Origin of the sequence: Mesorhizobium sp. M0048 (assembly GCF_040323405.1) — a bacterium.
Taxonomy (GTDB): Bacteria; Pseudomonadota; Alphaproteobacteria; order Rhizobiales; family Rhizobiaceae; genus Mesorhizobium.
Genome location: NZ_JAMYUV010000019.1, coordinates 17,198 through 31,938, shown reverse-complemented (window position 1 = coordinate 31,938; position 14,741 = coordinate 17,198). Strand labels below are relative to the sequence as shown.

Genomic DNA, 14,741 nt, shown 5'->3' with positions numbered 1-14,741 from the left:
TCAGCTTCACTCTTTCGTGCAGAGTGTAAACTTGCCGTTTTTTCTGGTCAGACCAGCATCGACTGACGCGGCGGCAAGCAGCCATTACACAGACTGCAGCAGGTAAATAGAGCTCAATGCTTGATCCAGCCGGCAGCATTACAGCCTGGCCAATCGGCGGATTCAGTAAAATCATAGGTTGCGAAGCATTACTGTTGCTCGTGAGCCGTCGGCCGGGAGCGGCGTGCCGCGTCACTGAAACGGAGTGATGTATTTTCCGTAGACCCAGCCGGTGACGAACTGGCCGTTCTGTGCCGGATCATGCCAGACTTGGCACCAGTGATTGCGGATCTTCTGTTTCTGCTGCCAGTACGAATGGTTGGCGAGATTGAGCAGATTTATCCCACCGGTGCATTTGCCGGTCATCTGCAGAACCGTCGCGTTGGGATAGGCGGCCTGCTTCTGCGAAGTTCCCGAAGGATATTTGCGCACATTGAGTGTGTCGCCGAACGGCACATTGGCCACTTGCCAAGCCGCAAAAGCAGTTGCATGAGAATGACCGGCATTGGCCAGGGTCGTCGCAGCGACGGCGAGGGCCGCGACAGTCCGAGAAAAAATGTTCATTGTCCTCTCCTCCAGCCCGTCCCCTCGAGTCACCACGACAATAGATCATAGCCGTTGAACCCGCGCTGATCGGCGTGTTCATTCGCTATTCAAGTAACTTCCATAGCGAGACGCAATGACCAGAACCCCAGTGTTTCCGACCGCCACCCCACCGCAGCCGGAGAAACGGCCGATCTTCGACACGCATCACGGCATGACGCGGACGGACGACTATGCTTGGCTGAGGGCCGCCAATTGGCAAGAGATGTTCAGGGATCCGTCTCTGCTCGACGGCCAAATCCGCGCCCACCTCGAAGCCGAGAATGCTTACCAGACGGCGCTGATGGCCGATACGGCTCAGCTGCAGAAGCAGCTTTTCGCGGAAATGAAGGGGCGTATCAAGGAAGACGATTCCTCTGTGCCTATGAAGGATGGGCCCTATGCCTACGGCTCCTCCTTCAAGCTTGGCGGCCAGCAGCCGCGTTACTTCCGCACGGCGCGTCACGGCGGCGACAAGCAGATATTGCTCGACGGCGATGCCGAGGCCGAGGGTAAGCCCTATTTCCGGCTGGGCGGCGTCGATCATTCCGACGACCACAGCAAGCTGCTGTGGGCCTTCGACGAAAAGGGTTCCGAATTCTACACGCTGCGCGTCCGCGATCTGGCCGGCGGCAATGACCTGGCGGACAGGGTTCCGAACACCGGCGGTGGCGGTGTTTGGGATGCCGGCAATGACGGTTTTTTCTACACCCGCCTCGACCCCAACCACCGTCCTTCCAAAGTGCTGTTCCATGCGCTTGGTGACAGTCCTGAAAACGACCGGCTGATCTACGAGGAGACTGATCCCGGCTTCTTCATGGATGTCGGCGGCACGCGCTCCAACGAGTGGATCATGATCGGCATAAACGACCATGAGACCTCGGAATACCGCATCATGAGCGCCAACGATCCGTTCGCAGAGCCGAAGCTGGTTGCGGCGCGCCAGACCGGCCTGCAGTACGAGCTCGAGGAAGGCGGCGACATCTTCTTCATCCTCACCAATGCCGACGGTGCCAAGGACTTCAAGATCATGACGGCGCCGGCGCATGATCCGGTGCGCGCCAACTGGCAGGAACTGGTGCCGCACGAAGCGGGCCGACTGATCCTTTCGGTGATCGGCTTCAAGGATCACTTGGTCCGGCTCGAGCGCAAGGAAGGCCTGCCGCGCATCGTCGTGCACGACCGCAAGAGCGGCGAGGAGCACCTGATCTCCTTCGACGAGGAGGCCTTCTCGCTCGGCCTGTCCGGCTCCTACGAATACGACACCGAGATCATGCGCTTTTCCTATTCGTCGATGACGACCCCGGCGCAGGTCTTCGATTACAACATGCGCACCCGCGAGCGGGTGCTGCTCAAGACCCAGGAAGTGCCGTCCGGCCACGACCCGGAGCACTATGTCACGCGCCGGCTGATGGCGCCTGCCGCCGACGGCGAACTGGTGCCGATCTCGCTCCTCCATCACCGCGACACGCCGCTCGACGGGTCGGCGCCGTGCCTGCTTTACGGCTACGGCTCCTACGGCATCACCGTGCCGGCCGCGTTCAATACCAATCTGTTTTCGCTGGTCGACCGCGGCTTTGTCTACGCGATAGCCCATGTTCGCGGCGGCAAGGACAAGGGCTATGGCTGGTACGACGACGGCAAGCGGGCGAACAAGATGAACACGTTCACCGATTTCATCGCGGTCGCTCAGCACCTCGTCGCCGAACGCTATACGCAGCATGACCGCATCGTCGCGCAAGGCGGTTCGGCCGGCGGCATGCTGATGGGGGCGGTCGCCAACATGGCGCCGCAATGCTTCGGCGCCGTCGTCGCCGAGGTTCCCTTCGTCGACGTGCTCTCCACCATGCTCGACGCCAGCCTGCCGCTGACGCCGCCGGAATGGCCGGAATGGGGCAATCCGATCGCTTCGGCGGAGGATTACCGGACCATCGCCGCCTATTCACCCTACGACAATGTCGCCGCACTCGACTATCCGCCGATTCTGGCGCTGGCCGGCCTGACCGACCCGCGCGTCACTTATTGGGAGCCGGCCAAATGGGTAGCGCGGTTGCGCGACCGCAAGACAGGTGAGAATGCGGTGCTGTTCAAGATCAACATGGATTCAGGCCATGCCGGCGCCTCCGGCCGGTTTTCGAGGCTGGAGGAAATCGCCTTCACCTATGCCTTTGCGCTCAAGGTCACAGGCAAGGCCGAGCTTGCCGCGTGAACACCGCGGATAGGCAGGTATTGCTTGCTGTTCCGCTACATGCCTTCATTGAGGATGGAAGTTGCGAAGAAGCCCACCAATGATCGATCTTGCCACATTGATTGCGTATGTCGCGGTTGTGCTTGGCTTTGTCTTCATCCCGGGTCCTGCCACCCTTTTGACCGTGGCGCGAGCAACCAGCTCTGGAACCAGGGTGGGCATCGCGACCGGCGCGGGGATCGCGGCCGGCGACGTGGTTCACACCTTCATGGCGATCGTCGGCATTTCGGCGATCATTGCCACGTCGGCGGCGCTTTTCAGCATAGTGAAGTACATCGGCGCAGCCTACCTCATTTATCTCGGCGTTCGCGCGATCATCGAGAAAACGCCTGCCTATCCGGCCGCCGGCGCACTTGCGATCCCCGCTGCCAAAGCATTTCGGCAGGCTGTTTTGACCGAGATTCTCAACCCCAAGACCGCGCTTTTCTTCCTTGCATTTCTTCCGCAGTTTGTGCGGCCTGAAAACGGATCGGTGATGCTTCAACTGGCGACATTGGGCGTGATCTTTGTTCTGTTGGGCCTCGTCAGCACGGTGGTTTTCGCCGTGGGTGCGGGCGGCCTCGGCGCTTTCCTGCGCCGAAACCCGACGGTGCTGAGATGGCAGGGCAAGGCTGTCGGCTGCATCTATTGCGCCTTGGGCATCCGGCTGGCGCTGCAACAGCGCTAGGGTCTCGACATGCGACGCCTATGAGGCTTCGGATACTGGGCAGGCACAGTTGATTTTCCGCTCGCAATTGCAAAGGTCGCGCGCTACCCAGTGCGCGGCCTTTTCACGGTCGCCGCCAACACTCAATCACCCAGGGATCTGCCATGTTGCTCGTCGATGTCTATCTCGACAAATCGCCCATCCAGGGCATCGGCGTCTTTGCCAAGAACCACATTCGCCGCGGCACGCTGGTCTGGAAGCTCGACCCGAAATACGACCGCCGCATCGAGGTGACGACCTATGAGCGGGAAACCGGGCCGGTGAAAACCTATCTTGACCGCTACGCCTACCCGGACCGGTGCGACCCGAACTACATCGTCTTCGAAGCCGACGATGCGCGCTACATGAACCATGCCGACGACCCGAATTGCGACGTCTCGCAGCCGGAGGAGACCTATGCCTTGCGCGACATTGCGCCTGGCGAGGAAATGACCTGCGACTACAATCACTTCTTCGAAACCGGCTTCGACTTTCTCGGCGACCGCTGACGCAACGGCCGTCAGCTCGCCGGCTTCTTGCGAGCCGGATAGCCGTTGGGATGCGGCGGCACGGCTTTCAGATAGGCGGCGATCGCCGCACGGTCCTCCGGGGTCAGCACGGCCATGTTCCGTTGCACGTCGACCATCGCGCCGCCGACCGTATCGAAGTCCGGCGTGAAGCCGGTTTCGAGATAGTTGGCGATGTCAGCTTCGGACCAATCGGCGATGCCGCCCTCGCCCGACGTGATGTTCGGCACGATACCGCTGCCTTCGGCGGCGGCCGCACCTGCCAGCCACTGGCCCTTCCTGGTGCCGCCGGCGAGGTCCCGCGGCGTGTGGCATTCGCCGCAATGACCGGGGCCTTCCACCAGATAGCGGCCGGCCAGCACCGGGTCGGGCGTGCCGTCGGGAAAGGAAACGACCGGCTGGTCACTCAAATAGAGCAGCTTCCACAAGCCAAGACCGCGTCGGACATTGAAGGGAAATGCCAGCGAATTGGCGGGCGCCTTGCCGGCGACCGCGGGCAAGGTCTTGAGGAATGCATAGAGATCGGCAATGTCGGCCGGCTTCATGCGCGCGTACGAAGTATAGGGAAATGCCGGATAAAGATGCTCGGCCGGCGGTGATACGCCCTTCAGCATGGCGTTGGCAAAGTCCTCGACGGACCAGGCGCCGATGCCGTCCCTGGCATCCTGCGATATGTTCGGCGGCACGAAGGTGCCGAACGGCGTCTTGAGCTCGAGGCCGCCGACCAGCTGAAGGCGGGCGTCGCCTTGCGAGCCGGGCTTGGCATGACAGGACGTGCAGCCGCCGGCGTAGAAGATGCGCTTGCCCCTGGCGGCGTCGCCGGGACCAAGCTCAGCCAGCGTTGCGGCATCGAGCCTGACCGGAGCCGACAGGAACCAGCCGGCAATCGCGGCCGCGCCGCCCAGAACGAGGGCGGCGCCGACAAGTTTCTTCAGCAAGCGCATTGCCCGCCATCAGCCTTTTTTCACCCTGTAGTTTTGATGACAGTTGCCGCAGCCGCCGCCGATGGTGTTGAACTGTGCCTTCAACGCCTCGGCGTCCGCAGGTGCTGCGGCGACCGCTGCCTTGACGTCTGCGAGGTACTTGCCTTCAGCCGTCTTGAAGCCGGCCATGTCCTGCCAGATCTTGGGAGACGCCGTGGTGTCGCCGGTGTCGCTGCCCGCCGGGAAAAGCGTGTCGACGCCGGCATGGAATTTCTCGGCATTGGCCTGCAGTGCCTGCAACGCGGTCAGCACCGAAGCTGCGTCGTAGGGCGTCTCGCCCTTGACCACTTTCGACAAGCCGGCGGCGATCTTGCCACGTTCCTTCATCAGCGCCTGCCGGTCAGCAACCGGGTCGGCAAATGCCGCCGAACCGGCGAAGGCGAGCATCGAGATGGCGAGGATAAGCTTTCTCATTCACTTGGCTCCATGTTGAAGGCAATTCAGGATGCGGTCCCACCCCGATGACAAACGGCAAGGATGGCTTAAAAATTCCGACGCTTCGCCTCACGCTTGCGTGAAATTTTGCAACTGTCGTTCTGATGGTGAAAAAGAAAAGCCCCGGTTTTGCCGGGGCTTTCTGGAACGGATCAGGCCTTTTCGTAGAGTTCGAGCACATAGTCCCAGTTAATGAGACTGTCGACGAAGGCTTCGAGATATTTCGGCCGGGCGTTGCGATAATCGATGTAATAGGAATGTTCCCACACATCGACGCCGAGGATCGGCGTCGCGCCATGGACGAGCGGGTTCTCGCCATTCGGCGTCTTCGAGATCGCCAGCTTGCCGTCCTTGACCGAGACCCAGGCCCAGCCCGAACCGAACTGGGTGGTGCCGGCGGCGATGAAGTCGGCCTTGAACTTGTCGTAGCCACCAAGATCGCTGTCGACCGCCTTCTGCAATGCGCCCGGCAGCTTGTTGCCACCGCCGCCCTTCTTCATCCATTTCCAGAAATGGATGTGATTGTAGTGCTGGGCGGCATTGTTGAAGAGGCCCGCATTCTTGCCGAAGGACTGTTTGACGGCCTCTTCGACCGACAAATCGCCCATGCCCGCCTCGGCGGCCAGCTTGTTGCCGTTGTCGACATAGGCCTTGTGGTGCTTGTCGTGGTGATATTCCAGCGTTTCCTTTGACATATAAGGCTGCAAGGCCTCGTAATCATAGGGCAAGGCGGGCAATTCAAAAGCCATCGGTCGTACTCCCTCGTGGAAAAATCCGGTGTCGATACCGGACTAACATAGGACTGGATTGGTCTGGAACAACTCCGGAAACGAAGCGCCGGCCGCTTTTTAGCGGGTCAGCCGGGCGAAGTCGAATGCGCCCATTCCCAATAGAGTTCGCGCGCCTTCTTGGCCACCGGTCCGGGCTGCAGATTGCGCTCCTCGATACGGGTGACCGGCACGACTTTCGAGTGGTTTCCGGTCGAGAAGATTTCGTCAGCCTCGAGAAAATCGCGGATCGACAGCGTCTTTTCCGTCGTCGTGAAGCCGTATTCGCCCAGCAGGGCCATGGTGCGCGCGCGGGTAATGCCGGACAGGAAGGTGCCGTTCGGCGCCGGCGTCATGACATGGCCGTCCTTGACCAGAAAAATATTCGAGGTGCCGGTCTCGGCGACATTGCCCAGCATGTCGAGCACCAGCGCATTGTCGAAGCCGCGCATCTTGGCTTCGAGGATAGCCCGGCCATTGTTGGGATAAAGGCAGCCGGCCTTGGCATTGGTCGGCATGGTTTCGATGGTCGGGCGCCGGAACGGCGACACCGTCACCGAAAACCCCGCCGGCGAGATCATCGGCGATTCGTAGAGGCAAAGGCAGAAACGCGTCGAGGCCGGGTCGGCCGGCACGCCCATATAGCCGCCATGCTCGGCCCAATACATCGGCCTGATGTAGACTGCCGTCTTGCCGTCGAACTTCTTCAGTCCGTCCCAGGTCAGGCCGACGATCTTGTCGGTGCTCATCGTCGGCTTCAGGCCGAGCGCGATCGCCGAGGCATTTACCCGCGCTGCATGGCGATCGAGATCGGGAGCGACGCCCTCGAACCAGCGGGCGCCGTCGAACACGCTGGTGCCGAGCCACATGGCGTGGCTGCGCGGCCCTAGAATGGCAACATTGCCCTCGTACCAGTCGCCGTCGACGAAGGTCCATGTCGCGGATTGCGCCGCAGTCGCCAGTGTCATTGCCAGGTTCCGTTCGATGCTTGTTGCGGCGCATTGGAAGATGCTTTGGCGGCCGCCGTCAACCGGCTTGGCTGAGATTTGTTGAGGCCAGCGGGCTGGCGGACTGCAATCAGCGCTTGCGCCTTGCCTTACGCGGCCTCAAAACTGTCGAATGCAGTTCGCGGCTTACGTTTTCGACGCCTATGGCACGCTGTTCGACGTGCATGCGGCCGTGCGCCGTCACGCCGACCAGATCGGGCCGGACGGCCAGTTGCTGTCCGATATCTGGCGCGCCAAGCAACTGGAATATTCCTGGGTCAGGACGCTGATGGGGGCCTACGCCGATTTCTGGCAGCTCACCGAGCAGGCGCTCGACTTCGCCCTGCGCAAGGTTCCATCCGCGGATGCCGGGCTGAGGGCGAAGCTGCTCGAGGCTTATTGGCGGCTGGACTGCTATCCGGAGGTGCCGGCCGTGCTCAAGGCGCTCAAGGCATCGGGAGCAAGGCTGGCGATCCTGTCCAACGGTTCGCCTGAGATGCTGGAAGCGGCCGTCAAATCCGCCGCGCTCGACCAGGTCCTGGACGACGTCTTTTCCGTCGACAGCGTCAGGCGCTTCAAGACCGATCCGTCGGTCTACGACATGGTCACCACGGGCTGGCGCCTCTATCCGGGCGCTGTCTCTTTCCAGTCATCCAACCGCTGGGACGTCGCCGGCGCCACCAAATTCGGCTTCAGGACGGTGTGGATCAACCGCGCCAATCAGCCAGAGGAATACCGGGATTTTCCACCGGCCCTGATCCTGCCGTCCCTTGAAGGTCTGGTCGCCGGGGTTTGACGGCCGGACATGTTGCCTCGGCGCAACAGTGACGATCCAGTCACAGCTTTGCCTTTGTTTGTCCACCCTGCGGCCAGAATTGGAACCGCCTATCGCGCCGGGCATTGCTCGGCACCTGCGCAACAGGACGCATTTATGCTTTGTTGCGATTTGAGACTTAAAAAAGGCAATCATGTTCACACCCCAATCGTCCTCTCTTCGCCTGAGCCGTCGCGGTTTCCTCAACGCGGCCGCCTTTGGCGCCGCCTCGGTCGCGGTTTCCAGTTGCACCACGCTGTCGCAGCAGCCAGTCGAGCCACCGCCGCCGACCTATGTCGAGCCGGCGCTCGGCGACTACGTGACGATGTATGGGCCGATGTCGGATGGCGGCTTCGAGCTGCCGGCCATACCTGTCGACAAGATCGACCCGCAGTTCCTGCGCCAGATCGTTGACGATCCGACCGGGCAGCAGCCCGGCACCATCGTCGTCGACACGACCAACCACTTCCTCTACCTGGTGCGCCCCGGCGGCCAGGCGATCCGCTACGGCGTCGGCCTCGGCCGCGCCGGCTTCGAATGGTCGGGCGATGCGGTGGTCCAATGGAAGCAGAAATGGCCGAAATGGACGCCACCGGAGGACATGATAGCCCGCCAGCCCGAGCTCGCAAAATACAGCGCCGATAATGGCGGCATGCCCGGCGGGCTGGACAACCCGCTTGGCGCGCGTGCGCTTTACCTGTTCCAGGGTAACCAGGACACGCTGTACCGGTTGCACGGCTCGCCGGAATGGCGGTCGATCGGCAAGTCGGTGTCGTCGGGCTGCGTGCGCCTGATGAACCAGGACATTATCGATCTCTACGATCGTGTGCCGAACAAGACCCCGGTCGTGGTGACAGCCGATGTCGGCCAGCCGGTGGTGGCAACAGCAAACCGCAGAGCCATTCCGATCGACGCCGGCGTGCCGGAAGGATCGATCCTGCTCGGTCCGATAAAATCGATCACAAATTCGATCTTCTGAGCTGGTCGAAAGCGCGGGCGGGATCTTCCTCGCTCCCGCTGGTTTTGCTGCGCGTCGGCGTGCCTGTACCGGTGCCGGCCTTTAGGTCCGATGCTTACGCCGAGCAGCGGATTTTGCCGTGCTGTGGGCAGACGCCACCAGTGACAGCTCATGACCGCATAGCCGCCGTCCGCTGTCCTCCAGATCTGGATACTGGCGCTTGATTCCAGGACAGAATTGCCAACACCGATGCCCGCCTTCGGGTCCGATGCCCCTCACCTGCCCCTGGACAGGCTCCCCAGAATACCCCGCACGATCGCTCGTCCGACCGACGAGCCGACCGAGCGCACCACGGATTTGATCGCAGCCTCCGCCACCGTCTGGCGGTTGGAGGGCCGCGGCGCGCGGCGGCCGCCGGTCGGCTGGGGATCGTCGTTGCCAAAGCCGGGAATGGTCCAGCGCGAACGGCCTGCGTCCTGTTGCTGCGCCTGTGCCTCCTGGGCGTCCTTAGCCTTTTTCTGCAGGATCTCGAAGGCCGATTCGCGATCGACGGTCTGGTCGTACTGTCCCGCGACCGGGCTCTCATTGATCAGCTTGCGGCGCTCTTCGGGCGTGATCGGGCCAAGGCGCGACGATGGCGGGCGGATCAGCGTCCGCTGCACCATGGACGGCACGCCCTTGGCTTCCAGCGTCGAGACAAGCGCCTCGCCGGTGCCGAGCTGCGTGATCACGGTTGCGCAGTCGAAATCGGGATTGGGCCTGAACGTCTCGGCCGCCGTCTTGACGGCCTTCTGTTCGCGCGGCGTATAGGCACGAAGTGCGTGCTGCACGCGGTTGCCCAACTGGGCCAGCACGGTTTCAGGGATATCCAGCGGATTTTGCGTGACAAAATAAACGCCGACGCCCTTCGAACGGATCAGCCGGACCACCTGCTCGACGCGGTCGACCAGCACCTTCGGGGCGTCGTCGAACAGAAGGTGCGCCTCGTCGAAGAAGAAGACCAGCTTCGGCTTGTCCGGGTCGCCGACTTCCGGCAGTTCCTCGAACAGTTCCGACATCAGCCACAGAAGGAACGTCGCATAGAGCCGCGGATTCATCATCAGCTTGTCGGCGGCGAGCACGCTGATGGCGCCGCGTCCATCGCGCGTGGTGCGCATGATGTCGGCGATCCGCAATGCCGGCTCGCCGAAGAAATTGGCAGCGCCCTGCTGCTCCAGGACCAGCAGCGTGCGCTGGATGGCGCCGACCGAAGGTTTCGTCACATTGCCGTAGCGGGCGCCGATCTCTTCGGCGCGGTCGGCGATGTTGGCAAGCAGTGACTGCAGGTCCTTCAAGTCGAGCAGCAAAAGGCCTTCCTCGTCGGCGATGCGGAAGGCGATGTTCATGATGCCTTCCTGCGCCTCGGAAAGGTTCATCAGCCGCGACAGAAGCAGCGGCCCCATCTCCGAGATGGTGGCGCGGATCGGGTGGCCCTGCTCGCCGAACAGATCCCAGAAGATGACCGGGAATTCCTGGAATTCATAAGGATCGAGCTTGACCTGCTCGGCCCGCTTGACCAGGAAATCCTGCGCTGTGCCCATCATGGCGATACCCGACAGGTCGCCCTTGATGTCGGCGCAGAATACCGGCACGCCGGCATTGGAGAAACCCTCGGCCAAAATCTGCAGGGTCACCGTCTTGCCGGTGCCGGTCGCGCCGGTGACCAGGCCATGACGATTGCCATATTGCAGCAAAAGCTGTTCGGGCCGCTGATAGCTGTCGTCCGGCTTGCGGCTGGCCCCTATGAAGATACTGGTATCGTCGGCCATGTGTCCGGTCTCCGCAAACCTATAGGGTTGAATGCCCTGATCCCTTGAAGAAAAGGGAGCCCCGCCGCAGGTATAGTGAGGCCATTGCGCAGCGACAATGGGCGTTGTCGAAAATGGCCTTTGGAGCTTGCGGAACCTGCCCATGTTTGGCAATCGGTTGACGGTCACCATCACGGAAGGCGCGTTGCACGGCAAGTGTGCTGCATTGTGATATCGGGCCGGGGACCGTAGACTGACATAGTCGGCCGCTGCGGCCGCTAGAACGAGGAGAACCGATGGGCGCCGGTGCCTTGACCCAGGATGCCGAACTTCCGAACGCCGACCGGCAACGATGGCTGGCGCTGGCGGAGAAGGCGCTGGCCGGCGGGTCCTTCGAGGAAAAGCTCGTCTCGCATACAGACGACGCCATCCGCATCGAGCCGCTCTACGAGCGTTCGGTCACGGCGGAGCCTGTCGTGCGCGCCAACCCGGGATCACCGTGGATCGTCAGCCAGCGCATCGACGATCCGGACATAGGCCGCGCCAGTGCGCAGGCGCTGGAAGACGTCGCGCAGGGTGCCACCGGACTGTCGCTTGTCTTCGAGGGTGCGCCGAACGCCTTCGGCTATGGCTTGCCGAGGACGGCGGAGGCGCTGGAGGGCGTGCTCGACGGCGTGCCGCTCAACCGCGTCCAGGTCCGCATCGACGCCCATCCCTGGAGCCGTGCCGTGGCCGACTGGCTGGTGGCGTTTTTGACCAAGCGCCGCTCCGACCCGGCAAAGCTCAACCTCTCCTTCGGCATCGATCCGGCGGCGATCTTTGCCGGGACCGGCAGGCTGCGCATGTCGATCGAGGCTTTACAGGCTTCGATGCCGCAATCGCTGGCGCATTTCTTTTCGATGGGTGTGCCCGGCGTGCTGCTGGAGGCCGACGGGCGGGTATTCCACAATGCCGGCGCCACCGAGGCGCAGGAGCTTGGCACCATGCTCGCCTCGGCCGTCTCCTATTTGAGGCTGTTCGAGAAGGCGCGCCAGCCGCTCGTCTACGCGGCGCCGCATATCGGTTTTGCGCTCAGCGTCGACCAGGACCAGTTCGTTTCGACGGCCAAGGTCAGGGCGTTGCGCAGGCTGTGGGCGCGTGTCCAGGAGGCCTGCTCGATACCGCCCTCCAGCGCCAGCGTCCATGCCGAAACCTCCTTCCGGATGATGACGGCGGCCGACCCGGAAACCAACATCCTGCGCACCACCATCGCCGCTTTTGCGGCTGCCGCCGGCGGCGCGGATTCGATCGCCATCCTGCCGCACACGATCGCGCACGGCCTGCCCGCGGGTTTTGCCCGCCGCGTTGCCCGCAACGCGCAACTGATCATGGCCAATGAAAGCAATATCGACCACGTCGCCGATCCGGTTTGCGGTTCGGGGGCCGTCGAAGCGCTGACTGCGGAGCTCTGCGCGGCGGCCTGGCAGGAGTTCCAGCAGATCGAGGCGGAAGGCGGCGTGCTGACCAGCCTTGAGCAAGGCCACATCCAGAGGCGCGTCCAGGCAGCTTCCGCCCGTCGCAACACAGCCTACCAGGCGGGCGAACGGGCGATCGTCGGCACGACGCTGCACCCGTCGAAGACCGAGCGTCCGGTCGAGACGCTGGCGGCGGAGCGGCGGCCTGCCTTCACCGAAGGCGTTGCGGTGTGCGAGCCGCTATTTCCGATCCGCATCGATCAGTCGATCGGAGCCGCGCCATGATCCCGGATTTCAGCCAGATCGCCTGGTCGCCGCCACGGCGGGCGCCGGTCGAGATCAAAGGCCAGCGGATGACGCCGGAAGGCATCGCCGTCAAGCATCTCTACAACCAGGGCGATCTCAAGGGCTTGCCGCACCTCGATACCTATCCAGGCCTGCCGCCTTTCGTGCGCGGCCCCTATCCGACGATGTATGTCCAGCAACCCTGGACGATCCGGCAATATGCCGGCTTCTCGACTGCCGAAGAGTCCAACGCCTTCTACCGGCGCAACCTTGCCGCCGGCCAGAAGGGCCTGTCGGTCGCCTTCGATCTCGCCACGCACCGCGGCTACGACAGCGACCATCCGCGCGTCGCCGGCGATGTCGGCACGGCCGGCGTCGCCATCGATTCCATTCTCGACATGCGCCAGTTGTTCGACGGCATCCCGCTTAACGAGATGACGGTATCGATGACGATGAACGGCGCGGTGCTGCCGATCATGGCGCTCTATATTGTGGCGGCGGAGGAACAGGGCGTCGCGCAGAAGGATCTCACTGGGACCATTCAGAACGACATCCTGAAAGAGTTCATGGTGCGCAACACCTACATCTATCCGCCAAAACCTTCGATGCGGATCGTGTCGGACATTTTTTCCTACACGTCGAAGCACATGCCGAAGTTCAATTCGATCTCGATCTCCGGCTACCACATGCAGGAGGCGGGAGCGACGGCGGACCTCGAGCTCGCCTACACGATTGCAGACGGTATCGAATATGCGCGCGCCGGCGTCGCGGCCGGCCTCGACATCGACCGTTTCGCGCCGCGCCTTTCTTTCTTCTGGGCGATCGGCATGAATTTCTTCATGGAAGTCGCGAAGCTGAGAGCAGCGCGCCTTTTGTGGGCCAGCCTGATGCTGAAGAACTTTTCGCCTAAAGACGAGCGCTCGCTGTCGCTGCGCACCCATTGCCAGACTTCGGGCTGGTCGCTGACGGCGCAGGATCCCTACAACAACATCATCCGCACCATGATCGAGGCGATGGCCGCCACTCAAGGCCACACGCAGTCGCTGCACACCAATTCCTTCGACGAGGCAATGGCGCTGCCGACCGACCATTCGGCCCGCATCGCCCGCAACACACAGCTCATCCTGCAGAAGGAATCCGGCACGACGCGCATTATCGACCCGTGGGGCGGCTCCGCCTATGTCGAACGGCTGACACATGATCTGGCGGCGCGTGCGCTTGCGCATATCGAGGAGGTCGAGAGCCTCGGCGGCATGGCCGCGGCGATCGAAAAGGGCCTACCGAAGCTGCGCATCGAAGAGGCTGCCGCGCGCACCCAGGCGCGCATCGATTCCGGCGAACAGATCGTGGTCGGTGTCAATGCCCACCGTCCCGGCACGGACATCGAAGTCGACGTGCTGAAGATCGACAATGCCGAGGTCAGGGCACGGCAATTGTCGAAGCTGCAGCGGCTGAAAGGTACGCGTGACGTCGCCGCCGTCGAGCGCGCGCTCGATGCGCTTACCCGTGCTGCCAGGAGTAACGGAAACCTGCTGGAATTCGCCATCCGGGCCGCACGCGCCAACGCCACGGTCGGCGAGATTTCGCTGGCGCTGGAAAAGGTTTTCGGCCGCCATGTCGCCTCGGTGCAGACGATCTCCGGCGTCTATCGCAACGCGCTCGGCGACAATCCCGTGGTCGACCGGCTGCAGGACAAGATCGTCGCGTTCGAGGAGAGGTCCGGCGGCAAGCCGCGCATTTTGGTCGCCAAGATGGGGCAAGACGGCCATGATCGCGGCCAGAAAGTGATCGCCACCGCCTTTGCCGACCTAGGCTTCGACGTCACCGTCGGGCCGATGTTCCAGACGCCGGACGAGATCGCCAGACTGGCAGTCGAGCATGACGTGCACATCGTCGGCGCCTCGTCGCTGGCTGCGGGCCATTTGACGCTCATTCCCGAACTCAAGCTTGCACTGAAGAAGTTGGGCCGCGACGACATGCTGATCGTCGCCGGCGGCGTTATCCCGCCGCAGGATTACGACGCAGTCCGGCAGGCAGGCGCCACTGAAATCTTCCCGCCCGGCACGGTCATCCCGGAAGCGGCGGAGCGGCTGATGGACCGGCTGCTGCAGGCCGGCTGACGCCTTGTTATAATGTCTGTTGTAACAAGAAACACACTGCGTTATAATCAGCGTTGCAACAGGATGCCTCA

At 62.6% G+C, this 14,741-nt stretch carries 13 protein-coding genes; 7 read left to right on the top strand and 6 right to left on the bottom strand.

The window, feature by feature from the left end; all coding sequences use genetic code 11:
* Positions 1-231 precede the first annotated feature (231 nt).
* On the bottom strand, positions 232-603 hold the full coding sequence (locus NKJ84_RS17570) for an SH3 domain-containing protein (protein WP_352507478.1): 372 nt from the start codon (positions 601-603) through the stop codon (positions 232-234).
* 115 nt (positions 604-718) lie between these two features.
* Here NKJ84_RS17570 and NKJ84_RS17565 point away from each other — a divergent pair, with 115 nt between their 5' ends.
* The 3 genes from NKJ84_RS17565 (at position 719) to NKJ84_RS17555 (ending at position 4,063) form a co-directional block, all read left to right on the top strand.
* The gene (locus tag NKJ84_RS17565; RefSeq protein WP_352507477.1) at positions 719-2,830 is read left to right on the top strand and encodes a S9 family peptidase; all 2,112 of its coding nucleotides are present in this window, start codon (positions 719-721) and stop codon (positions 2,828-2,830) included.
* A gap of 79 nt (positions 2,831-2,909) precedes the next feature.
* Entirely contained in the window at positions 2,910-3,536 is a 627-nt protein-coding gene (locus tag NKJ84_RS17560) for a LysE family translocator (protein ID WP_352507476.1), read from the top strand.
* Between the two features lie 143 nt (positions 3,537-3,679).
* Positions 3,680-4,063, top strand: coding sequence for an SET domain-containing protein (locus tag NKJ84_RS17555; protein ID WP_352507475.1), 384 nt, complete (start codon positions 3,680-3,682; stop codon positions 4,061-4,063).
* An 11-nt stretch (positions 4,064-4,074) separates the two neighbouring features.
* Here NKJ84_RS17555 and NKJ84_RS17550 read toward each other — a convergent pair whose 3' ends face one another.
* The 4 genes from NKJ84_RS17550 to NKJ84_RS17535 all read right to left on the bottom strand — a co-directional run bounded on the left by NKJ84_RS17550 (position 4,075) and on the right by NKJ84_RS17535 (position 7,234).
* Positions 4,075-5,025 (bottom strand): cytochrome c, encoded by a 951-nt coding sequence (locus NKJ84_RS17550; protein ID WP_352507474.1) that lies wholly within the window; start codon positions 5,023-5,025, stop codon positions 4,075-4,077.
* A 9-nt stretch (positions 5,026-5,034) separates the two neighbouring features.
* Complete coding sequence (locus tag NKJ84_RS17545; RefSeq protein WP_254819933.1) at positions 5,035-5,478, bottom strand: c-type cytochrome; 444 nt, start codon at positions 5,476-5,478, stop codon at positions 5,035-5,037.
* A 173-nt stretch (positions 5,479-5,651) separates the two neighbouring features.
* Positions 5,652-6,248, bottom strand: a complete 597-nt coding sequence (locus tag NKJ84_RS17540) for a superoxide dismutase (RefSeq protein WP_023677850.1) — start codon at positions 6,246-6,248, stop codon at positions 5,652-5,654.
* Between the two features lie 107 nt (positions 6,249-6,355).
* The gene (locus NKJ84_RS17535; RefSeq protein WP_352507473.1) at positions 6,356-7,234 is read right to left on the bottom strand and encodes a branched-chain amino acid aminotransferase; all 879 of its coding nucleotides are present in this window, start codon (positions 7,232-7,234) and stop codon (positions 6,356-6,358) included.
* Positions 7,235-7,385: 151 nt separating this feature from the next.
* Here NKJ84_RS17535 and NKJ84_RS17530 point away from each other — a divergent pair, with 151 nt between their 5' ends.
* On the top strand, positions 7,386-8,048 hold the full coding sequence (locus tag NKJ84_RS17530) for a haloacid dehalogenase type II (protein ID WP_352507472.1): 663 nt from the start codon (positions 7,386-7,388) through the stop codon (positions 8,046-8,048).
* Positions 8,049-8,220: 172 nt separating this feature from the next.
* On the top strand, positions 8,221-9,045 hold the full coding sequence (locus NKJ84_RS17525) for a L,D-transpeptidase (RefSeq protein WP_352507471.1): 825 nt from the start codon (positions 8,221-8,223) through the stop codon (positions 9,043-9,045).
* 254 nt (positions 9,046-9,299) lie between these two features.
* Here NKJ84_RS17525 and NKJ84_RS17520 read toward each other — a convergent pair whose 3' ends face one another.
* Entirely contained in the window at positions 9,300-10,832 is a 1,533-nt protein-coding gene (locus NKJ84_RS17520) for a helicase HerA-like C-terminal domain-containing protein (protein WP_352507470.1), read from the bottom strand.
* A 275-nt stretch (positions 10,833-11,107) separates the two neighbouring features.
* Between NKJ84_RS17520 and NKJ84_RS17515 the strand changes: the two genes are divergently transcribed.
* Together NKJ84_RS17515 and scpA are read left to right on the top strand one after the other, a co-directional pair.
* Entirely contained in the window at positions 11,108-12,550 is a 1,443-nt protein-coding gene (locus NKJ84_RS17515; protein WP_352507469.1) for a methylmalonyl-CoA mutase subunit beta, read from the top strand.
* Complete coding sequence (scpA, locus tag NKJ84_RS17510) at positions 12,547-14,670, top strand: methylmalonyl-CoA mutase (protein ID WP_352507468.1); 2,124 nt, start codon at positions 12,547-12,549, stop codon at positions 14,668-14,670. Before NKJ84_RS17515 ends, scpA begins: the two co-directional genes overlap by 4 nt.
* The last annotated feature ends 71 nt before the right edge of the window (positions 14,671-14,741 follow it).

Excerpts from the sequence above, each read along its gene's own strand:
- NKJ84_RS17570 (WP_352507478.1), bottom strand. The coding sequence starts at position 603 with ATGAACATTTTTTCTCGGACTGTCGCGGCCCTCGCCGTCGCTGCGACG.
- NKJ84_RS17565 (WP_352507477.1), top strand. The coding sequence starts at position 719 with ATGACCAGAACCCCAGTGTTTCCGACCGCCACCCCACCGCAGCCGGAG.
- NKJ84_RS17560 (WP_352507476.1), top strand. The coding sequence starts at position 2,910 with ATGATCGATCTTGCCACATTGATTGCGTATGTCGCGGTTGTGCTTGGC.
- NKJ84_RS17555 (WP_352507475.1), top strand. The coding sequence starts at position 3,680 with ATGTTGCTCGTCGATGTCTATCTCGACAAATCGCCCATCCAGGGCATC.
- NKJ84_RS17550 (WP_352507474.1), bottom strand. The coding sequence starts at position 5,025 with ATGCGCTTGCTGAAGAAACTTGTCGGCGCCGCCCTCGTTCTGGGCGGC.
- NKJ84_RS17545 (WP_254819933.1), bottom strand. The coding sequence starts at position 5,478 with ATGAGAAAGCTTATCCTCGCCATCTCGATGCTCGCCTTCGCCGGTTCG.
- NKJ84_RS17540 (WP_023677850.1), bottom strand. The coding sequence starts at position 6,248 with ATGGCTTTTGAATTGCCCGCCTTGCCCTATGATTACGAGGCCTTGCAG.
- NKJ84_RS17535 (WP_352507473.1), bottom strand. The coding sequence starts at position 7,234 with ATGACACTGGCGACTGCGGCGCAATCCGCGACATGGACCTTCGTCGAC.
- NKJ84_RS17530 (WP_352507472.1), top strand. The coding sequence starts at position 7,386 with ATGCAGTTCGCGGCTTACGTTTTCGACGCCTATGGCACGCTGTTCGAC.
- NKJ84_RS17525 (WP_352507471.1), top strand. The coding sequence starts at position 8,221 with ATGTTCACACCCCAATCGTCCTCTCTTCGCCTGAGCCGTCGCGGTTTC.
- NKJ84_RS17520 (WP_352507470.1), bottom strand. The coding sequence starts at position 10,832 with ATGGCCGACGATACCAGTATCTTCATAGGGGCCAGCCGCAAGCCGGAC.
- NKJ84_RS17515 (WP_352507469.1), top strand. The coding sequence starts at position 11,108 with ATGGGCGCCGGTGCCTTGACCCAGGATGCCGAACTTCCGAACGCCGAC.
- scpA (WP_352507468.1), top strand. The coding sequence starts at position 12,547 with ATGATCCCGGATTTCAGCCAGATCGCCTGGTCGCCGCCACGGCGGGCG.